This is a genomic window from Sphaerisporangium sp. NPDC005288, from assembly GCF_040607475.1.
Taxonomy (GTDB): Bacteria; Actinomycetota; Actinomycetes; order Streptosporangiales; family Streptosporangiaceae; genus Sphaerisporangium; species Sphaerisporangium rhizosphaerae.
In genome coordinates this window covers 1-18,420 of the sequence record NZ_JBEXGT010000065.1, presented here as the reverse complement: position 1 = coordinate 18,420, position 18,420 = coordinate 1, and the positions used below count along the sequence as shown (strand labels likewise).

Annotated in this window: 22 protein-coding genes; 16 read left to right on the top strand and 6 right to left on the bottom strand. The window is 73.0% G+C overall.

The genetic code is table 11. The features are described 5' to 3' along the window. Window positions 1-21 precede the first annotated feature (21 nt). The 12 genes from ABZU32_RS37860 (at window position 22) to hypE (ending at window position 10,905) form a co-directional block, all read left to right on the top strand. Window positions 22-804 carry an SIS domain-containing protein gene (locus tag ABZU32_RS37860; RefSeq protein ID WP_354930809.1) on the top strand — a complete coding sequence of 261 codons (783 nt, stop codon included), beginning with the start codon at window positions 22-24 and terminating at the stop codon, window positions 802-804. A 10-nt stretch (window positions 805-814) separates the two neighbouring features. After that, complete coding sequence (locus ABZU32_RS37855; RefSeq protein ID WP_354840706.1) at window positions 815-1,891, top strand: hydrogenase expression protein HypE; 1,077 nt, start codon at window positions 815-817, stop codon at window positions 1,889-1,891. Between the two features lie 40 nt (window positions 1,892-1,931). Next, on the top strand, window positions 1,932-3,719 hold the full coding sequence (locus ABZU32_RS37850) for a nickel-dependent hydrogenase large subunit (protein ID WP_354930806.1): 1,788 nt from the start codon (window positions 1,932-1,934) through the stop codon (window positions 3,717-3,719). Further along, window positions 3,706-4,287, top strand: coding sequence for a NifU family protein (locus ABZU32_RS37845; protein WP_354930803.1), 582 nt, complete (start codon window positions 3,706-3,708; stop codon window positions 4,285-4,287). The genes ABZU32_RS37850 and ABZU32_RS37845 overlap by 14 nt, the downstream gene beginning before the upstream one ends. A 173-nt stretch (window positions 4,288-4,460) precedes the next feature. Further along, entirely contained in the window at window positions 4,461-5,171 is a 711-nt protein-coding gene (locus tag ABZU32_RS37840) for a DUF5947 family protein (RefSeq protein WP_354930800.1), read from the top strand. Continuing rightward, window positions 5,164-5,796, top strand: coding sequence for a DUF6084 family protein (locus ABZU32_RS37835; RefSeq protein ID WP_354930797.1), 633 nt, complete (start codon window positions 5,164-5,166; stop codon window positions 5,794-5,796). Before ABZU32_RS37840 ends, ABZU32_RS37835 begins: the two co-directional genes overlap by 8 nt. Beyond that, complete coding sequence (locus ABZU32_RS37830) at window positions 5,793-7,292, top strand: hypothetical protein (protein ID WP_354930793.1); 1,500 nt, start codon at window positions 5,793-5,795, stop codon at window positions 7,290-7,292. The genes ABZU32_RS37835 and ABZU32_RS37830 overlap by 4 nt, the downstream gene beginning before the upstream one ends. Further along, entirely contained in the window at window positions 7,289-7,942 is a 654-nt protein-coding gene (locus ABZU32_RS37825) for a hydrogenase maturation protease (protein WP_354930790.1), read from the top strand. The genes ABZU32_RS37830 and ABZU32_RS37825 overlap by 4 nt, the downstream gene beginning before the upstream one ends. A gap of 15 nt (window positions 7,943-7,957) precedes the next feature. Next, on the top strand, window positions 7,958-8,350 hold the full coding sequence (locus ABZU32_RS37820) for a hydrogenase maturation nickel metallochaperone HypA (RefSeq protein WP_354930787.1): 393 nt from the start codon (window positions 7,958-7,960) through the stop codon (window positions 8,348-8,350). Next, window positions 8,325-8,576: a HypC/HybG/HupF family hydrogenase formation chaperone gene (locus tag ABZU32_RS37815; RefSeq protein WP_354840726.1), complete on the top strand. Its 252-nt coding sequence runs from the start codon at window positions 8,325-8,327 to the stop codon at window positions 8,574-8,576. The genes ABZU32_RS37820 and ABZU32_RS37815 overlap by 26 nt, the downstream gene beginning before the upstream one ends. Before the next feature lie 5 nt (window positions 8,577-8,581). Continuing rightward, window positions 8,582-9,709: a hydrogenase formation protein HypD gene (gene hypD / locus ABZU32_RS37810; RefSeq protein WP_354930784.1), complete on the top strand. Its 1,128-nt coding sequence runs from the start codon at window positions 8,582-8,584 to the stop codon at window positions 9,707-9,709. Continuing rightward, a complete protein-coding gene (gene hypE / locus ABZU32_RS37805) occupies window positions 9,706-10,905 on the top strand; it encodes a hydrogenase expression/formation protein HypE (protein WP_354930781.1) in 1,200 nt (399 codons plus the stop codon). Before hypD ends, hypE begins: the two co-directional genes overlap by 4 nt. 15 nt (window positions 10,906-10,920) lie before the next feature. Here the strand turns inward: hypE and ABZU32_RS37800 are convergent, their stop codons facing one another. Beyond that, window positions 10,921-11,496, bottom strand: coding sequence for a helix-turn-helix domain-containing protein (locus ABZU32_RS37800; RefSeq protein WP_354930778.1), 576 nt, complete (start codon window positions 11,494-11,496; stop codon window positions 10,921-10,923). A 101-nt stretch (window positions 11,497-11,597) separates the two neighbouring features. Between ABZU32_RS37800 and ABZU32_RS37795 the strand changes: the two genes are divergently transcribed. Then, window positions 11,598-12,539, top strand: coding sequence for an NADP-dependent oxidoreductase (locus tag ABZU32_RS37795; RefSeq protein WP_354930775.1), 942 nt, complete (start codon window positions 11,598-11,600; stop codon window positions 12,537-12,539). A 12-nt stretch (window positions 12,540-12,551) separates the two neighbouring features. Here ABZU32_RS37795 and ABZU32_RS37790 read toward each other — a convergent pair whose 3' ends face one another. Further along, window positions 12,552-13,052 (bottom strand): MarR family transcriptional regulator, encoded by a 501-nt coding sequence (locus ABZU32_RS37790; protein WP_354840735.1) that lies wholly within the window; start codon window positions 13,050-13,052, stop codon window positions 12,552-12,554. Between the two features lie 78 nt (window positions 13,053-13,130). On the opposite strand from ABZU32_RS37790, the gene ABZU32_RS37785 reads away from it, so the two are divergent. Together ABZU32_RS37785 and ABZU32_RS37780 are read left to right on the top strand one after the other, a co-directional pair. Continuing rightward, window positions 13,131-13,661 carry a cupin domain-containing protein gene (locus ABZU32_RS37785; RefSeq protein WP_354930772.1) on the top strand — a complete coding sequence of 177 codons (531 nt, stop codon included), beginning with the start codon at window positions 13,131-13,133 and terminating at the stop codon, window positions 13,659-13,661. Between the two features lie 118 nt (window positions 13,662-13,779). Next, on the top strand, window positions 13,780-14,187 hold the full coding sequence (locus ABZU32_RS37780; protein WP_354930769.1) for a hypothetical protein: 408 nt from the start codon (window positions 13,780-13,782) through the stop codon (window positions 14,185-14,187). Between the two features lie 199 nt (window positions 14,188-14,386). Here ABZU32_RS37780 and ABZU32_RS37775 read toward each other — a convergent pair whose 3' ends face one another. From ABZU32_RS37775 to ABZU32_RS37760, 4 genes are all read right to left on the bottom strand, one after another. Then, window positions 14,387-15,478: a hypothetical protein gene (locus ABZU32_RS37775; protein WP_354930766.1), complete on the bottom strand. Its 1,092-nt coding sequence runs from the start codon at window positions 15,476-15,478 to the stop codon at window positions 14,387-14,389. 63 nt (window positions 15,479-15,541) lie between these two features. Then, window positions 15,542-16,006, bottom strand: coding sequence for a GNAT family N-acetyltransferase (locus ABZU32_RS37770; protein WP_354930763.1), 465 nt, complete (start codon window positions 16,004-16,006; stop codon window positions 15,542-15,544). 70 nt (window positions 16,007-16,076) lie between these two features. Further along, window positions 16,077-17,159, bottom strand: coding sequence for an HD domain-containing protein (locus ABZU32_RS37765; protein ID WP_354930760.1), 1,083 nt, complete (start codon window positions 17,157-17,159; stop codon window positions 16,077-16,079). Then, window positions 17,147-17,476 carry a helix-turn-helix transcriptional regulator gene (locus tag ABZU32_RS37760; protein ID WP_354930757.1) on the bottom strand — a complete coding sequence of 110 codons (330 nt, stop codon included), beginning with the start codon at window positions 17,474-17,476 and terminating at the stop codon, window positions 17,147-17,149. The genes ABZU32_RS37765 and ABZU32_RS37760 overlap by 13 nt, the downstream gene beginning before the upstream one ends. Window positions 17,477-17,638: 162 nt before the next feature. On the opposite strand from ABZU32_RS37760, the gene ABZU32_RS37755 reads away from it, so the two are divergent. After that, on the top strand, window positions 17,639-18,313 hold the full coding sequence (locus ABZU32_RS37755; protein ID WP_354930754.1) for an SDR family NAD(P)-dependent oxidoreductase: 675 nt from the start codon (window positions 17,639-17,641) through the stop codon (window positions 18,311-18,313). The last annotated feature ends 107 nt before the right edge of the window (window positions 18,314-18,420 follow it).

Here is an 18,420-nt window from a genome sequence, read left to right as displayed (position 1 = left end):
CGCGCGCGGGGAGGAGCGCCGATGGGCGCCGGTGACGAGGCGGCCGCGGAGGGGACGGACGGCCTGTACCCCTTCCTGCGCGGACGCGGACGCGGACGCGGCCACGGGCCCGGCGGCGAGCACGGCCGGCGCGGCGAGCTGGAGGAGCACGCCGTCCGCTCGACCGCGGCCAAGGCGGAGGAGATCCTGCGGCTGCGCGCGCAGGTGGGCGAGCTGCACGCCGAGCGGCTCGCCGCGTGCGCGCAGGACATGGCGGACCGGTTCGCCGCGGGCGGGCGGCTGTTCACCTTCGGCAACGGCGGCAGCAGCACCGACGCCCAGGAGGTCGCCACCCTCCACCTGCGGCCCCGGCACGGACCGCCGCTGCCCGCCCTGTGCCTGACCTCCGACGTCGCCGTCGTCACGGCCCTGTCCAACGACGTCGGGTTCGACGTCGTCTTCGCCCGGCAGATCGCGGCCCTGGCCCGTCCCGGCGACATCGCCCTCGGCCTGTCCACCAGCGGCGGCTCCGCCAACCTCGTCCAAGCCTTCGAGGAGGCGTGGGGGCGCGGCCTGCTCACCGTGGGCCTGGCCGGCTACCAGGGCGGACGGCTCGCCGAGCTGGCGGAGCTGGACGTCCTGGACCACCTGTTCGTCATCCCGTCCACGTCCGTGCACCGCATCCAGGAGGCGCAGACGACGCTCTACCACGTGCTTTGGGAGGTCACCCGGCACCTGCTGCAAGACGCGCCCGCCACCGGCCGCGGCGACGGACGGGGGCGCGTCCCGACGCTCACCGACACCGGCCAGGAGTGCCAGGAGTAATGGAGGCGGTATGGGCACCATGACAGAGTCCGCGCAGGACAGGGCACGGGAGCAGAAGGAACCCGTCGTCCACATCCTCTGGATCAACGCCGGCATGAGCTGCGACGGCGACTCCGTCTCGCTCACCGCGGCGACGCAGCCGAGCATCGAGGACATCGTGCTGGGCGGCCTGCCGGGCCTGCCGGCCGTGGACGTCCACTGGCCGCTGATCGACTTCCACAGCGGGCCGATGCAGGGCGCCGACGCCATGATCGAGTGGTACTTCCTCGCGGCGCGCGGCGCGCTGGAGCCGTTCGTCCTGGTCGTCGAGGGCTCGATCCCCAACGAGTCGATCAAGCAGGAGGGCTACTGGTCGGGGTTCGGCAACAACCCCGAGACCGGCCAGCCGATGACCCTGCCCGAATGGCTGGACATCCTGGCCCCCAAGGCGACCGCCGTCGTCGCGACCGGCACCTGCGCCACCTACGGCGGCATCCACGCCATGGCCGGCAACCCGACCGGGTGCATGGGGCTGGCCGACTACCTCGGCTGGGAGTGGCGGTCCAAGGCCGGCGTCCCGATCGTGAACGTCCCCGGCTGCCCGGTGCAGCCCGACAACATGTCGGAGACGCTCCTGTACCTGCTCTACCAGCTCAACGGGCAGGCGCCGATGATCCCGCTGGACGAGGCGCTGCGCCCCACGTGGCTGTTCGGCCAGACCGTCCACGAGGGCTGCGACCGGGCCGGGTACTACGAGCAGGGGCAGTTCGCCGTCGAGTACGGCTCGCCGAAGTGCCTGGTGAAGATCGGCTGCTGGGGGCCGGTCGTGAAGTGCAACGTGCCGAAGCGGGGCTGGATGGCCGGCCTCGGCGGCTGCCCGAACGTCGGCGGCATCTGCATCGCCTGCACGATGCCCGGCTTCCCCGACAAGTTCATGCCGTTCATGGACGAGCCGCCCGGGGCGATGGTGTCCTCCTCGATCAGCACGGTGTACGGCGGGGTCGTGCGCAGACTGCGCGGGATCACGCTGCACACGGTCGACAAGGAGCCGAAGTGGCGGGCCAAGGGCCGCGCCCTGCTCACCGGGTACCGGGCGCCGTGGAGCTGACACATGACCGCCCGAACCGCACGGCGCCCTGGGAGCTGACATGACCACCGCCAAGGATGAGAACCGCGACCTGGTCGAGATGGCCTGGGACCCGATCACCCGCATCGTGGGCAGCCTGGGCATCTACGCCAAGATCGATTTCAAGGCCCGCGAGGTCGTCGAGTGCCACAGCACCTCGTCGATCTTCCGCGGCTACAGCGTGTTCATGAAGGGCAAGGACCCGCGGGACGCGCACTTCATCACCAGCCGCATCTGCGGGATCTGCGGCGACAACCACGCCACCTGCTCGGTCTACAACCAGAACATGGCCTACGGCGTGCGCCCGCCCGCGCTCGCCGAATGGATCATCAACCTGGGCGAGGCGGCCGAGTACATGTTCGACCACAACATCTACCAGGAGAACCTGGTGGGGGTCGACTACTGCGAGAAGATGGTGCGCGAGACCAACCCCGGCGTGCTCGACCTCGCCGAGCGCACCGAGTGCCCCAACGCCGGCGCGCACGGCTTTCGCACCATCGCCGACATCATGCGCTCGCTGAACCCGCTGGAAGGCGAGTTCTACCGTGAAGCGCTGGTCATGAGCCGCGTCGCGCGCGAGATGTTCTGCCTCATGGAGGGCCGGCACGTCCACCCCTCCACCCTCTACCCCGGCGGGGTCGGCACGGTCGCCACCGTTCAGCTCTTCACCGACTACCTGACCCGCCTCATGAGGTACGTCGAGTTCATGAAGAAGGTCGTGCCGATGCACGACGACCTGTTCGACTTCTTCTACGAGGCGCTGCCCGGGTACGAGCAGGTCGGGCGGCGGCGGGTGATGCTCGGCTGCTGGGGAAGCCTCAACGACCCCGAGCACTGCGACTTCACCTACGAGAACATGAGCTCCTGGGGCCGGGAGATGTTCGTGACGCCCGGCGTCATCGTCGACGGCGAGCTGATCACCAACAACCTGGTGGACATCAACCTCGGCATGCGCATCCTGCTCGGCAGCTCCTACTACGAGGACTGGGCCGACCAGGAGCCGTTCGTCACCCACGACCCGCTCGGCAACCCCGTCGACATGCGGCACCCGTGGAACCAGCACACCATCCCGCGGCCGCAGAAGCGCGACTTCGCCGACAAGTACAGCTGGGTCATGTCGCCCCGCTGGTACGACGGCACGGACATGCTCCCGCTGGACACCGGCGGCGGGCCCATCGCCCGGCTCTGGTCCACGGCGCTGTCCGGCCGGGTGGACATCGGCGGCGTCGAGGCCACCGGGCACAGCGTGATCATCCGGCTGCCGAGGACCGCCACCAAGCCCGAGACGACGTTCGAGTGGAAGATCCCCGAACGCAACGGAGAGCTGCTGTCCAACGCGCTCGAACGCAACCGGGCCCGCACCTACTTCCAGGCGTACTCCGCCGCCTGCGCCCTGTACTTCGCCGAGAAGGGGCTGGACGAGGTGCGGCGGGGGCGCACCCAGACCTGGGAGCCGTTCGAGGTGCCGGAGGAGGCGATCAGCTGCGGCTTCACCGAGGCGGTGCGCGGCCTGCTGTCCCACCACATGGTGATCAGGAACGGCAAGATCGCCAACTACCACCCGTACCCGCCGACGCCCTGGAACGCCAGCGTCCGCGACAGCCACGGAACGCCCGGCCCGTACGAGGACGCCGTGCAGAACACGCCCATCTTCGAGGAGAACCCGCCGGAGAGGTTCAAGGGCATCGACATCATGCGGACCGTCCGCAGCTTCGATCCGTGCCTGCCGTGCGGGGTGCACATGTACCTCGGCGGGGGCCAGGAGCTCCGCAAGCTGCACAGCCCCCACGCCTTCAATGCCGGCACCTGAGCGGACGCGCCCGGCGCGGGACGTGCGGGCCGCCGGGGAGCGCGTCGAGACGCTGATCGACCAGCTCGGCGCGCTCGCCGACCCCGCCGCCCGCGCCCGCGCCGAGGAGCTCGTCCGCACCCTGGTCGGCCTCTACGGGGCCGGGCTGGAGCGGGTCATGGCCATCGTGGTCGAGAGCGAGGCCGCCGAGGTGCTGCGGCGGCTGGCCGGCGACGAGCTGGTCTCCGGCCTGCTCATCCTGCACGACCTGCACCCGCTCGGCACCGAGGAGCGCGTCCGCGCCGCACTGGACGCCGTGCGCCCCTCCCTCGGCCTGCACGAGGGAGGGGTGGAACTGCTCGGCGTCGACGAGGCGGGGGTGGTGCGGCTGCGGCTGTCCGGCAACTGCCACGGGTGCGCCTCCTCGCGGGTCACCGTGACCCAGGCCATCGAGCGGGCCGTGCTCGGCGCGGCCCCCGAGGTGACCCGGCTGGAGGTGGACGGGATGACGCAGGACGCCCCGCCGCTCATGCAGATCGGGCGCCGCCCGCCCGGCCCGTGCCCGGTCCCCGAGGAGGCCGCGCCATGACCGCGTCCGGCTCCCCGGTACCGCCCTGTCCCGGTGGAGCCCGCGGGTCCGGAGCGGTGGCCGGAGCGGTGGCCGGTGCGGGTGTGCCGTCCGCGCCTGCGGCGGTCGCGGGTCACGGCCGGGACGGCGTGGGGCTGCGCCGGTTCCGGGAGCCCGTCGAGTCAGGGGGGCCCGTGGCGGAGGTGTGCGAGATGTGCGCCGAGCCGCTGGGCGATCGGCACGGCCACGCCGTCGACACCGGCACCCGCGCGCTGCTGTGCGTCTGCGCGGCCTGCCGCCTGCTGCTCTCGCGCGGCGGCACCGTCGCCCGGGGCCGCTACCAGGCGGTGCCCGAACGCTACCTGTACCTGCCGCGGATGCGGCTGTCGGCGGCCGACTGGGAGGAGCTGCAGATCCCGGTGCGCACCGCGTTCCTGTTCCACAACTCCGCGCTCGGCCGGTTCGCGGCGTTCTACCCGAGCCCCGGCGGGGCGACGGAGTCGCTGCTCGACCTGTCCACCTGGGAGCGCGTCCTGGCCGCCAACCCTGAGCTGCCCCCGGCCGAGCCGGACGTCGAGGCGTATCTGATCGACCGCCGCCCGGACGGCTTCGCCTGCCACCTCGTCCCGATCGACGCCTGCTACGAGCTGGTCGGCCTGGTCCGGGTGCACTGGAAGGGCTTCCACGGCGGACAGGAGGCGCAGGAGGCCATCGCCGCCTTCTTCGACGGGCTCCGCCGCCGCGCCGAGACGATCCCGGCGGACGCCCAGGGGGACGCGGCCCCGGCGGACGACCCGGCGGCGGCAGCCCCGGTGGACGCGGTTCCGGTGGACCCGCCGTCGGGCGCCGGCTGCGGTGGCGGGCCGGTGGCGGCGGCGCGGGAGGAGGGACGCGGGCGTGACTGAGATCGGGTTCCGTTGCCTGGGCGTGCGCCCCGACGCGTACGGGGTCTTCCCGACGCTGCTGTTCCGGCTCGCCATCACCGCGCCGGACGACGGCGCCGTCCACGCCATCGCGCTGCGCTGCCAGATCCGCGTCGAGCCGCAGCGGCGGACCTACGGCGCCGCCGAGAGCGAACTGCTCGCGGACCTGTTCGGCGACCGCTCCCGGTGGGACGAGACGGTGCGCCCGTTGCAGTTCGCCAACGTGTCGGTCATGGTCCCGAGGTTCACCGGCGCCACCGAGATCGACCTGCCGGTGCCGTGCGGCTACGACCTGGAGGTCGCCGCGGGCAAGTACTTCGCCTCGCTGGACGACGGCGAGGTGCCGCTGCTGCTGCTGTTCAGCGGCACGGTCTTCGCCAGGGCGGGGGAGGGGTTCACCGTCCGGCAGGTGCCCTGGGACCGCGAGGCCCGCCAAGGGCTGCCGATCTCGACGTGGCGGGAGATGATCGACCGCTACTTCCCCGGCGGCGGCTGGCTGCGCCTGTCCACCGACACGCTGCGGGCGCTGCAGCGGTACAAGTCCGAGCGCGCCCTGCCCACATGGGACGAGGCCATGGAGGCCCTGCTCAAGGAGGCCCGCCGATGAGCGCGCCGATGGACGTCGCGCGCAAGGTGGCCGACGCCGTGCTGTACGAGGGGTACCTGCTCTACCCTTACCGGGCCTCCGCCGCCAAGAACCGGCTGCGCTGGCAGTTCGGCGTGCTCGTGCCCCCCGCGTACACCGCCACCGCCGAGCCGTCCGCGAGCGTGACCGAATGCCTGGCGGACGGCGCCGCGCACGCCCTGCTGCGTCTTCGCCTGCGGTTCCTGCACGTCAAGGAGCGCAGGGTCGAACGCTTCCGGCAGGGCCGGTTCGTGCCGGTCGCCGAGCTCGACTGCGACGGCGTCACCCATCTGACCTTCGACGAGGCCACCGCCCGCGAGGTCGAGGCCGTCGTGCCGATGCCCGGACTGGTCGGCGCCGAGCGGGCGGTCCGCGTGCGCCTGCCCGGCGACCGCGCCGAGCGGCCCATCACGGCGGCGTCCGGCGAGGTGCTGGGCCGCGTCGTCACCGAGCACCGGCCGGTGCGGGCGGTGCTGCGGATCGCGGCCCAGCGGCAGGACGGCCCGTACGGGCTGCTGAAGGTGCGGGTCAGGGTGGAGAACGCGGCCGAGGCGCCGCCCGCCGCCACCCGCGAGGAGGCGTTGCGGCACTCGCTGGTCGCCGCCCACCTGCTGCTCGCGGTCACCTCCGGCGCGTTCCTGTCGCTGACCGACCCGCCGGAGTGGGCGCGCCCGGCCGCGCGGGGCTGCCGCAACGTCAACACCTGGCCGGTCCTGGTCGGCGAGCCGGGGCGGCGCGACGTCGTGCTCTCCTCCCCGATCATCCTGGACGACCACCCCGGCATCGCGCCCGAGAGCCCCGGCGACCTGTTCGATGCGACCGAGATCGACGAGATCCTCCACCTGCGGACGCTCACGCTGACCGAGGAGGAGAAGCGCGAGGCGCGGGCCACCGACCCGCGGGCGGCGGAGATCATCGACCGGGCCGGCGACCTGCCGCCCGAACTGCTGGAACGCCTCCACGGCGCGATCCGCCGCCTCGGCCCGCCCGCCACGCCGCCGTCATCGTCGCCATCGCCACCGTCCTGGTCGGCTTCGCGGCCGTCCTCGTCAGGGCCGTCGCCCGGACCCCGCCGGCGGGGATCGTCTTCCGGATCTTCCGGACCTTCCGGACCGTCCGAGGCCGAGGAGGACGGGAGGGTGACCGTGGGCGGGGTCGAGATCGGCCGGGGCGCGCGCGTCCGGCTCACTCCCGGCGCCCGGCGCGCGGACGCGCACGACATGTTCCTGACGGGCAGGACCGCCCAGGTGGAGGCGGTGCTCCGCGACGTGGACGGCACCCGCTACCTGGCCGTCACGCTGGACGACGACCCCGGCGCCGACCTGCACCGCTCCCACGGTCGCTTCCTGTACTTCGCCCCCGACGAGGTGGAACCGGTCGCCCCGGACGGGGTGGGGCCGGTCGTCGCGGACGGAGCGGAGCCGGTCGTCAGGGACGGGGCGAGGCCGGTCGTTCCGGACGGGGAGGCGGGGGCGTGAGGACGCTGGTCGCGGGCGTGGGCAACGTCTTCCTCGGCGACGACGGCTTCGGGGTCGCCGTGGCCCGGCACCTGGCCTCGGCCGGGGTGCCGGAGGGCGTCGTGGTGTCCGACTTCGGCATCCGCGGCGTCCACCTGGCCTACGAGCTCACCGGTGGCGGGTACGACCTGGCGATCCTGGTCGACACCGTCGCCCGGGACGATCCGCCCGGCACCCTGTACGTCCTGCGTCCCGCGCCGGAGCAGGTGCCCGGCACGTTCGTGGACGCCCACGACATGACTCCCGAGGCGGTCCTGGCGCTGGCCGGGACGCTCGGCGGGGACCTCGTCCCCGTCCTGCTCGTGGGATGCCGGCCGGCGGACCTGTCACCCGGCATGGAACTGAGCCCGCCGGTCGCCGGCGCCGTCGGCCGGGCGGCGGACCTCGTCCTCGAGATCGTCGAGGACCACAGAAAGGAGACCGATGGTGAAGCGACTGATCATGCTGACGGCCGTGGTGGCGGTCGGCGTCATGGTGTACCGGTCGATTCCGGACCTCAAGCGGTACATGAAGATCCGCCAGATGTGACCCGCGCGCCGGCGGGCGAGGTCGCCCGCGACCGGCCGGCCGGTGCCCGCACAGGGAGTCGGACACCGACCTTCCAGATCTGAGAGATGAGGTGGACCGTGCACGAATACGGGATCGCGGAGTCGATCCTCGCCGCGGTGGAGGGACGGGCGGACGGCCGTCGGGTGCGCCGGGCCCGGGTGCAGGTGGGCGCGTTGCTGCGCGTCGCCGAGCCGTCGATCAACGACGCGTGGAGCCTGGTCACCGAGGGGACGCTGGCCGAGGGCGCGCGCCTGGACCTGGTCACGCTCCCGGTGCGGCTCACCTGCCGTGACTGCGGGAGCGCCACCACCTCGGTGGACCCTTACGCGGTGTGCCCCGCCTGCGGGACCACCGACGTCGACACCGAGGGCGGCGACGATCTCGTCCTCGAATCCATCCAGCTCGCGGAGGCGACTCATGTGCCTGGGGATCCCCGGGGAGATCGTGGAAATCCTGTCGGATCGTCCTGACCTGGCCAAGGTGGACGTCAGTGGCGTGCGGCGGGCCGTCAACATCGGCCTGCTGGAGGGGGAGGCGCTCGCGCCGGGCGACTGGATCCTCATCCACGTCGGCTTCGCGCTGTCCAAGATCGACCAGGTGGAGGCGCGGGCGGCGCTCGACTTCCTGGAGAGCATCGGCCAGGCGTACGAGGACGAGATGGCCGCCCTGCGCGACTCCGTGATCGAGCAGGGGTGAGGCCGATGCGGTTCGTCGACGAGTACCGCGACGCCGGCAAGGCCCGGGCCCTGGCGGCGCGCATCGCCGCGCTGTGCGAGCCCGGCCGGGCGTACAAGTTCATGGAGGTGTGCGGCGGGCACACCCACACCATCTACAAGCACGGGCTGGAGGACTACCTGCCCGCGTGCGTCTCGCTGGTCCACGGCCCGGGATGCCCGGTCTGCGTCATCCCGATGGGCCGGGTGGACGACGCGATCGCCATCGCCGAGCAGCCGGATGTGATCATGACGTCGTTCGGCGACATGATGCGCGTCCCGGGCGGCAACGGCTCCTTCCTGGACGCCAAGGCGCGCGGCGCGGACATCCGCATGGTGTACTCACCGCTGGACGCCCTCAAGATCGCTCGCGACAATCCGGACAGGCGCGTGGTCTTCCTGGCCATCGGGTTCGAGACCACCGCCCCGTCCACCGCGATGACCGTCATGCGCGCCGCGGCCGAGCGCATCGGCAACTTCTCGGTCTTCTGCAACCACGTGACGATCATCCCGGCCATCAAGGCGATCCTGGACTCGCCCGACCTGCGGCTCGACGGCTTCATCGGCCCCGGTCACGTCTCGACGGTGATCGGCTGCCGGCCGTACGAGTTCATCGCCCACGACTACGGCAAGCCGCTCGTGGTCGCCGGGTTCGAGCCGCTGGACGTGCTGCAGGCGGTCCACCGCAACCTCGTCCAGCTCGCCGAGGGACGGGTGGAGATCGAGAACCAGTACGGCCGTGTGGTGCCCTGGAACGGCAACCCCAAGGCCCTCGCGGTGATCAACGAGGTGATGGAGCTGCGTCCCACCTTCGAATGGCGGGGCCTGGGCTTCATCTCCGACTCCGCGCTGTGCGTGCGCGAGCGGTACGCCGAGTTCGACGCCGAGCGCGTGTTCCAGGTCCCCGGCTTCCGGGTGGCCGATCCGAAGGCCTGCCAGTGCGGCGAGGTGCTCAAGGGCGTCCTGAAGCCGTGGGAGTGCAAGGTGTTCGGCACCGCCTGCACGCCCGAGACCCCGATCGGCACCTGCATGGTGTCCTCGGAGGGGGCCTGCGCGGCGTACTACAACTTCGGCCGCTTCTCGCGCGACCGGGTCAAGGAGGCGACGCGCGCATGAACCGCGACGAGCAGGTGCTGAACCCGGCCCCGCCCGAAGCCCAGGACCGCGAGCGGCTCGTCCTCGCGCGCATCGAGCGGGCGCGCCGCGCCCGGCCGCGGCTGCGCGAGGAACTGGTCACCCTCGCCCACGGCGCGGGCGGCAAGGCCGGCCGCACCCTGGTCGAGGCGGTCTTCCTGGAGGCCTTCCGCAACCCCCTGCTGGAGCCGCTGGCCGACGGCGCCATCCTCGCGCCCGGGACGTCCCGCGAACGGCCGGACGCCGAACGGCCGGTCGAGCGGTCCGCCGATGGGCGGGTCGACCAGGCGGCGAGCGCCCCGGCGCTGGCCTTCACCACCGACTCCTACGTGGTGACCCCGCTGTTCTTCCCCGGCGGCGACATCGGGGACCTCGCCGTCAACGGCACCGTGAACGACCTGGCCATGTGCGGGGCGCGGCCGGAGCACCTGTCGGCGGCGTTCATCCTTGAGGAGGGGTTCCCGATCGCCGACCTGCGCAGGATCGCCGCCACGATGGCCGAGGCGGCGCGGGCGGCCGGCGTGACGATCGTCACCGGGGACACCAAGGTCGTGCAGCGCGGCAAGGCCGACGGCTGCTACATCACCACGGCCGGCGTCGGCACCGTGGCGCCCGGGGTGCGGCTCGGCGCGTCCGAGGTCAGGCCGGGGGACGCGGTCATCGTCTCCGGGCCCATCGGCGAGCACGGCGTCACGGTGATGCTCGCGCGCGGCGGGCTGGACATCGAGGCCGACGACCTGGTCTCCGACACCGCGCCGCTCAACGGCCTGACCGCCCGTCTGCTCGACGCCTGCCCCGGCCGGCAGGTGCGGTGCCTGCGGGACGCCACCCGGGGCGGGGTGGCCACCGTGCTCAACGAGGTGGCGCAGACGGCCGAGGTGGCCGTGGTCGTGGAGGAGGAGGCGGTCCCGGTGCGCCCGTCCGTGCGCGGCGCGTGCGAACTGCTCGGCATCGACCCGCTGTACGTCGCCTGCGAGGGCCGCATGGTCGCCGTGGTCGCCGGCGACCGCGCCGACGCGGCCCTCGCGGCCCTGCGCGGGCACCCGCTGGGGGAGGGCGCCGCCGTCGTGGGCCGCATCGGGGAGGACCCGCCCGGCCTGGTCCTGCTCAAGACCGGCTTCGGCGGCACCCGCATCGTCGACCTCCTCGTCGGCGACCCGCTGCCCCGCATCTGCTGATCGACGGGGTGGACATCATGACCCGGGGGCCTCACCGGTCAGGACGCCGGTGAGAAGCAGGCCGGTCAGTTTCCGCATGGCCGAGGAGGCCCTCTCCGGGGGCAGGGCCCGGAGGGACGTGAGCGCCATAAGGGCGATGCGGGCGTCCTCGACCGACACTCGCTCGCGGACGGCGCCCTCCGCACGGGCGCGCCGCACCAGCAGCGCGAACGCCTCGGCGTGCGCCCGGCGCCGTTCGGCGTACGCCGCTCCCGCGGTGTGCGCGCCGAACAGCGCTTCGGTGAGGCGCCGGTCACGCACCTGCCGTTCGCCGAAGCGGACGATGACGCCGCGCAGCGCACGCCGGGAGTCGGGGTCGGCGAGAGCCTCGCGCATCTCCTCTTCGCACCGTGCGACCTGCTCGGCGAGCACGGCGGAGATGAGGTCCTGACGCGACGGGAAATGCCGGTAGAGGGTGGCGACGCCCATGCCGGCGCGCAGGGCGATCTCGCGCATCGGCAGGCCGAGCCCCTCCGAGGCGAACGCGGCCCGCGCGACCCCGACGATGCGCCGCCGGTTGTGCTCGGCGTCCGTCCGGCGTTTTCGAGTCAATGTGCCTCGCGCACCTCTCACTTCCGCGCTATCCGGAACGATCGTTCCTGGACCGCTCCTACTGTAGTCACGGTCCAGTCGTCCAGGTCAGAGGGGTCATCGTGTTCGCAGTCCAGTTCGATCGGTTCGGTCCTCCCGAGGTGTTGTCGGTCGGTCCGTTCCCGGAGCCGCACGCGGGCCGGGGACAGGTGCGCGTCAGAGTCAGGGCCGCCGGGGTCTCGCCGGTCGATGTCGTGCTCCGCGAGGGACGGTCTCCGTCCGCCGAGCGGCTCGCTCTACCGCACATTCCGGGGGTCGACGCCGCGGGAGTGATCGACGAGGTGGGGCCGGATGTCATCGGTGTCGCGGTCGGGGACGAGGTGTTCGGCGCGGTCGACGTCTCGCGCCTCGGCGGGGCGAGCGCCGAGTTCGCCGTTCTGGCTTTCTGGGCGGCGAAACCGGCGTCGATGTCGTGGGAGGAGGCCGGCGCCGGCGGTACGAGCATCGAGACGGCGACACGGGTGCTCGACCTGCTCGACGTGCGCGAGGGGACCACCCTGTTGGTCGACGGCGCCGCGGGCGGTGTCGGTGGCGTCGCCGTGCAACTGGCGATCGCGCGGGGCGCCCGCGTGGTCGGTACGGGCGGCCCGGACAGCCAGGAGTTCATCGCCGGGCTCGGCGCGGTCCCGACGATCTATGGTCCCGGGCTGCCCGAGCGGGTGCGCGCGCGTCACGACGGCCGGATCGACGTCGCGCTCGATGTCGCCGGCGCGGGCTCGCTCCCTGAACTCGTCGCGATCACCGGCAGTGCGGCGTCGGTCGTCACGATCGCGGACTTCACCGGCCCGCGACTCGGGGTCCGCCTCTCGGTCGGCGATCTGGGCGGTGAGCCGGACGGACGCCACGGCCTCGCCGTCGCGGCCGCGATCTTCGAGCAAGGACGCTTCCGCCTTCCGTTGCGGGAGGTGTTCCCTTTGGCGCAGGCGGCCCGAGCTCACGCGCTCGCCGCGCGAGGGCCGCGGCGGGGCAAGATCGTGCTGGCCGTCCCTCCCGGCACGGCGTGACCGGCGGGGCCGTCAGCCGAGCGTGTGGAGAAGGGTCCGCAGGGCTCGGTCGAGGGTGCCGGCCTCGCCGGGCGGGAGGGAGGAGACGAGCCGCCGCAGGTTGGCGGCGTGGTCGGTCATCGTCGCGTCGATCACCTCGCGTCCCCGGGGAGTGAGCGCGACCAGGAAACTACGGCGGTCGGCCGGGTCGAGCCGGCGTTCCACCAGACCGGCCTCCTCCAGCCGGTCCAGCCGGTTGGTCATGCCCGCGCGCGACATCATCAGCATGTCGGCCAGCTCGGACGGGATGAGTGTGTAGGGCTCGCCGGCGCGCCTGAGCGCCGCGAGCACGTCGAACTCGCCGCGCCGCAGCCCGTGCCGGGTGAAGACCTCCTCCACGAGCGGCTGCAGCACCTCGGCCAGCCGCCAGAGCCGGCCGAGCGTGCCCATGGCCGACAGGTCCAGGTCGGGACGCTCGCGCCGCCACTGCCCGAGGATCACGTCGGTCAGGTCGTGCTCATCCTGCTCGCTCATGGCGGCAGCATATTTGACGCAAGATAGTTAGCCCTCGTACTATTCGGATCATAACTATCAGCGAGCGAAGGATGAACGATGTCCTCTACCGATGGCCGCGCGACCGAGCCGGTCCTGACGCGTGCGGGTGAGGCCGAGCACCTCGGCGGGTCGCCCAACGGCACCTGGCTGCTGGCCGACGCCGGCGATACGGGCGGCGTCATGAACGCCGTCCGCACCACCTTGGGCCCGGGCACCGACGGCCCGCCGCCGCACTTCCACAAGCGGGCGCCCGAGCTGTTCTTCATGCTGGACGGCGCGCTGCGCGTCCTGACCGGCGAGCGCGTCGTCACGATCGAGAAGGGCGACTTCCTGCTGGTGCCCCCGCTGATGACGCACGCGTGGGGCACGCCGGACGGCGTGGGCGCCGACGTGCTGATCATCAAGGCGCCGGGCGACGACCGGTTCGACTACTTCCGGCTGGCCGACCGCGTCCGCCGGGGCGAGGCCGGCCCGGGGGAGATCCTCCAGACCCAGGAACGCTTCGACAACCACTTCGTCGACAGTCCCGTCTGGCGACAGGCGACCGGAGCGGGCGGCCAGGCCCGGGCCAGGCTGGTGGACCTCTGACCGCGCCGGAACACCGCCGCGGCGGCGGCGGATCCGGGCGATGCCCAGGTGGGTGGGTATGTACATGGACGGCGGCGCATGTGCGATGACGTCGCCGGCCGATCGGGGGGTGGAGATCATGACTGAGCCACGAGGGCCTGGCGGTGCCGCCGGGAGCATGCCCGACATCGAGGAGATCCGCCGGCAGGTCCACCGGGACGTCGCCATGGCCGGCGACCGCGCGTTCGACAGCCCGCCGCGCGGCGGCGTCCGTCCGCCGCGGGTGATGACCGAGGTGGAACGGCACGGCGTGTCCCCGATCGACAGCGAGGCGAGTTCGCCGCTGGGAGTGGGCACGAGCACCACCGCCCGCGCCGAGCGCATCGCACACCGCAAGGAGGAGCCCGGGCGCAGGAAGGTCGGCGTCGAGCACCGGGCCCGCCGCCCGTACGGCGTCTCCACCCCCGAACACGGCACCGGCGTCGGCCCCTCGGGCCCCGTGGACGAGGAAAGCCCCTACCTGCCCCCCGGCGACCAGGCCGGCTGACCGACCGACCTGCCGATCGATCGGCTGACTGACCGGTCGGCTGACCGACCCACCGGTCGACCGATCGGCTGACCGGCTGACCGGCGATGGCCGAGCCGGCCCGGGCCCCGCGCACCGGAGCCCGGGCGGGCTCACCCGGCCGCGTCACCCGGTCGCCGGCCGCGTCACCCGGGCCGGCGTGCCGGGAGCCGGGCGGGGGTCAGCCGCCGCAGGCGGCGAAGACGAAGGTGTTCTTGACCCGGTAGGTGTCGCGGACCCGGACGGCGCCGGTCCCTGGGTCCACCTGGAGAATGTGCATCGTGCCGTTGCCGGCATCGCCGGTGAGGACGTGCAGGGTGACCTGGCGGGCGCCGGTCCAGTCGACCATGTCCGGCGCCCCGCCCCCGGGCAGTTTCACCCGCACGCTGTTCACCACGGCGTTGGAGCGCAGGTCGAACAGCTTCAGAGCCCGGGAGCCCTCGGAGTAGAAGGCGACCAGGTCGCCGTCCGCGTGCAGCGCCATCGGCACGTCCTGCGCCGCGATCTGCGGCGGCACCTGCCGCGTCGCCTCCGCGCCACTCAGGTCATAGCTGATGATCTCCGTGGTGTTCTCGTCGGTCTGCCTCCTGGTGAGCACCTGGTCCTCGTCGCCGCTGAACCCCAGCAGTTCGTCCCCCGCAGGCAGGGAGCCGAGCCGCCTGCCGGACGCCACGTCGTAGAGCCACAGGAACTTCTCGTTCGCGCCGTCGTGTACCGCCAGCGTGCTCCCGTCGAGCGACAGGGCCAGGTCGAGGCCCATCATGTTCGTCTTCGCGGGCAACGCGGCCGCCGGCATGACGTGGACCTTCCCGGTGAGCTCCCGTACCACCAGGCGGTCGTCGCGTTCGCGCACGTACGCGATGTGCCCGCCGTTCCCGCTGACCGCGATCGGGGCCGGCGAGTCCTTGTGCACCTTGCGATGCCCGTCGCGGGGGAACACCCGCGCGTCGGGCAGTTCCCTGACCTTGCCGCTGTGCAGCATGAGCCGCCAGGGCCCGCAGGGCCTGTCCTCCTTCTTCTTGTTCTTGCACGTCCTCAGCGCGGCATAGCGCACCGCGTCTCCGGTGTCTCCCGCGTGCTCGTGCCCGGACATCCCCCGTCCGGTCGTGCCCGTCCCGGCGGCGCTCCGGGGGCCGGCGGCGGCCATGGTGGTGGCCGCGCCGAGGCCGGCGGCGGTGGCCGGGCCGCCGTGGCCGGGCGCGACGGCGGCCGACGCCGGTGCGGCGGCCATGAGCCCCCCGAGGACCAGCGCGGCCAGTGTGCGTATTCTCATGACTTCTCCCTTCGCACTGGTTAGAGCGCCGGCTAGGGAAGAAAGTTCGCGCAGGAAGAGGGTTCAGAGCGTCCGGGTCATGTAGACGCTGTTGGGGTCGTGCCCGTAGTCCGCGAACGGCTCGCAGTAGGCGAAGCCGAGCTTCTCGTACAGCCTCCTGGCGGGCAGGAAGAACTCCTGCGACCCGGTCTCCAGGCTCAGCCGGGTGAACCCCTCGCGCCTGGCCTCGCCGATGATGTGCTCCAGCAGCAGGGTGGCGACGCCGCTCCGCTTGCGCCGCGGTGCCGTGCGCATGGACTTCACCTCGGCGTGCTCGGCGTCCAGCCTCTTGATCGCGCCGCAGCCCACCAGGATGCCGCCGTCCATGACCGACCAGAAGGTGACGTCGGGCTTGCGGAGGGCGTCGAGGTCGAGGGCGTGCACGCTCTCGGGAGGGGTGATGGACCGCATCTCCGCGAGGTGCGCCTGGAGGAACTCGGCGATCGGCGGACCGGAGAGGTCGTCGACCACGATCTCGATGCTGCTCACTCTGTCTCCGGGGCTCGGCTTCTGCGGGTGCGTTCCCAGCGTAGGCGGCTTCGGGCGAGGTCTCCCGTCGTCAGCAGCGGTCCTTGGAGGGGCGGGGATGGGGCACGCCGAGCCGGGAGCGCAGCGTGCGCACCCCCGCCTGCATCAGCGGAGGGAGGGACAGCAGCATGGCCAGGGCGTCGCCGAGGCCGGTCGCCGCCGTCTTGACGACCACCCACCCCACCGGTGGCGCGAGCAGCGTCCACGCGCGGACGTCGCTCGCGATGGCCCAGCGGACGACGCGGGCGCCGCGTTCCAGCAGCCGCCGGACCGGGACGGGCGTCGTCCGCCGGAGCGCGAGCGCCATCCGCGGCATGCCCGCGAGAAGCTGCGCGGTGAAACGGGCGCGGGCCCGCCCGCCGGGCAGCGCGTGCAGCTCGCCGCGCCACTCCGCCAGCCAGCGGGCACGGGCCGAAGCGGGGAGCAGGGCCGCGCCCAGCGAGATCGCCCCGAAGGCCATGCGCATCCCGCTCTGGTCGTCCGCGGAAGGTCGCGACCCCGGGACGGCCTCGCCGTGGCCGGTCAGGGCGGTCTGGGCGGCGATCGTGGCGGTCGCCAGCTCCTCGATCTCTCTTTCGATCTCCGCCACGCCCAGCCGCCGGGCGACGGGCACGAACACCTCCAGGGACTGCCGCGACTTCAGGCGCTGCTTGGCGGGGCTGAGGAACCGCAGCGTCCGCAGGTTGTGCAGCCGGTCGGCGAGCTTGAGCATGAGCACGCGCGTGTCGGTGGAGGCCGGCCAGCCGTCAGGGGGGCCCGCGGGGTCCTCCAGGCGCCGCAGGACCGCGAGCAGGCCGGTGACGCCGGCGCCGAACTCCACGGCCAGCTCGGCCTCGGAGCAGCCGGTGTCCTCCAGCACGTCGTGCAGCAACGCCGCGCACACCACCTCGTGATCCATGCCCGCCTCGGCGAGGATGACGGCGACCGCCACAGGATGGGTGATGTAGGGGTCGCCGCTGCGGCGTCTCTGATCGCGATGCCAGTACGCGGCCACCGCGTACGCGCGCTCGACCAGCTCGGCGCGTTCGCCGGTGGGAGCCTCGCGGAACGCGCGCAGCACCGCGCCGGCGCCGCAGGCGCCTTCGGCGGGCGCGCGCCGGGTCACGACGCCCATCCCGTCGTCCCGGGGCCGGCGAGCCAGGCCGGGAGGGGCTGCCGACGTGAGCGGTAGGCCCCTGCGATGGCGTCGCGGCCGAGGGCCGCGCCGTCCGCCGTGATCGTGTAGTAGCGGCGCCGCGGACGGCCCTCGCTGACATGCGCGGCGGGATCCTCCCACCGGCTCTCCACCCAGCCGATCTGCTCCAGCCGGGCCAGTATGGGGTAGACCGTGCCGCTCGGCAGGCCGGTCGCCTCGCACACCTCCAGCCCGTAGCGCTGTGTGCCGGGCTCGTCGAGAAGCGCCCGGAGCACCCCCTGCACCTGCGTCGTCATCCGGGGACCACCTGGCATACTGGAACTCTACATAGGTAGAGATAGCCCGCCAGATCTCCCGGCGGCGACAGTGTGCTCACCTGGGCGACGCCCCCCGAGCGTCCGGGTCTCCCGTCGCGGCGGCGTCTCGCCGTTCGTCGAGCGAGGCCGAAGGAGGCGCAGATGTCCGGAGCTGTGATCATCGGAGTCGGCCCCGGCATCGGGCAGGCGGTCGCGCGCCGGTTCGCGCGCGAGGGGCTGCCCATCGCCGTCATCGCGCGAGGAGAGGCGACGGTGCGGGAGGCGGTCGACTCTCTGGCGTTCAGCGGGGTGCCGGTCGAGGGCCTGGTGGCCGACGCCACCGACGAGGACGCTCTGCGGGACGCCCTCGACGCGGCGGCCGACCGGCTCGGCCCGCCCGACGTCGTGGTCTACAACGCGGCTCTGGTCAGGGCCGACCGGCTGGGAGAGCTGACGGCGAAGACCCTCCTGGACACCTGGGCGGTCAACGTGGCAGGAGCGTTCACCGCCGCCATGCACGTCCTGCCCGCGATGGCCGAGCGCGGCGCCGGCACGTTCGTCATCACCGGGGGGATGCCCGAGCCGGAGCGGCGGTACGCCAGCCTCTCGCTCGGCAAGACCGGTGTGCGCACGCTGATCGCGCTGCTGGACCAGGAGTACGGGCGCTCCGGCGTGCACGTGGCCGGCGTCACCGTGGGCGGGGTCGTCGGGCCGGGCACCGCCTTCGACCCCGACGAGATCGCCGAGCACTACTGGCGGCTGCACACCCAGCCACGCGACCGGTGGGAGCGGGAGGTGCTGTACAGCGGTCGCGAACCGGACGCGAGCGAGGACTGAGGCCCCACGGTGGTGTGGCGGGGGGGGGGGGGGGCGAGGGGGGGGCCGCGTGGGCGGGGAGGAGGCGGACGGAGGTGGAGATGCCCTGCGCGGACGGCTGCTCGACC

Excerpts from the sequence above, each read along its gene's own strand:
- ABZU32_RS37860 (WP_354930809.1), top strand. The coding sequence starts at position 22 with ATGGGCGCCGGTGACGAGGCGGCCGCGGAGGGGACGGACGGCCTGTAC.
- ABZU32_RS37855 (WP_354840706.1), top strand. The coding sequence starts at position 815 with ATGGGCACCATGACAGAGTCCGCGCAGGACAGGGCACGGGAGCAGAAG.
- ABZU32_RS37850 (WP_354930806.1), top strand. The coding sequence starts at position 1,932 with ATGACCACCGCCAAGGATGAGAACCGCGACCTGGTCGAGATGGCCTGG.
- ABZU32_RS37845 (WP_354930803.1), top strand. The coding sequence starts at position 3,706 with ATGCCGGCACCTGAGCGGACGCGCCCGGCGCGGGACGTGCGGGCCGCC.
- ABZU32_RS37830 (WP_354930793.1), top strand. The coding sequence starts at position 5,793 with ATGAGCGCGCCGATGGACGTCGCGCGCAAGGTGGCCGACGCCGTGCTG.
- hypD (WP_354930784.1), top strand. The coding sequence starts at position 8,582 with ATGCGGTTCGTCGACGAGTACCGCGACGCCGGCAAGGCCCGGGCCCTG.
- hypE (WP_354930781.1), top strand. The coding sequence starts at position 9,706 with ATGAACCGCGACGAGCAGGTGCTGAACCCGGCCCCGCCCGAAGCCCAG.
- ABZU32_RS37790 (WP_354840735.1), bottom strand. The coding sequence starts at position 13,052 with ATGAGCGAGCAGGATGAGCACGACCTGACCGACGTGATCCTCGGGCAG.
- ABZU32_RS37785 (WP_354930772.1), top strand. The coding sequence starts at position 13,131 with ATGTCCTCTACCGATGGCCGCGCGACCGAGCCGGTCCTGACGCGTGCG.
- ABZU32_RS37780 (WP_354930769.1), top strand. The coding sequence starts at position 13,780 with ATGACTGAGCCACGAGGGCCTGGCGGTGCCGCCGGGAGCATGCCCGAC.
- ABZU32_RS37775 (WP_354930766.1), bottom strand. The coding sequence starts at position 15,478 with ATGAGAATACGCACACTGGCCGCGCTGGTCCTCGGGGGGCTCATGGCC.
- ABZU32_RS37765 (WP_354930760.1), bottom strand. The coding sequence starts at position 17,159 with ATGGGCGTCGTGACCCGGCGCGCGCCCGCCGAAGGCGCCTGCGGCGCC.
- ABZU32_RS37760 (WP_354930757.1), bottom strand. The coding sequence starts at position 17,476 with ATGACGACGCAGGTGCAGGGGGTGCTCCGGGCGCTTCTCGACGAGCCC.
- ABZU32_RS37755 (WP_354930754.1), top strand. The coding sequence starts at position 17,639 with ATGTCCGGAGCTGTGATCATCGGAGTCGGCCCCGGCATCGGGCAGGCG.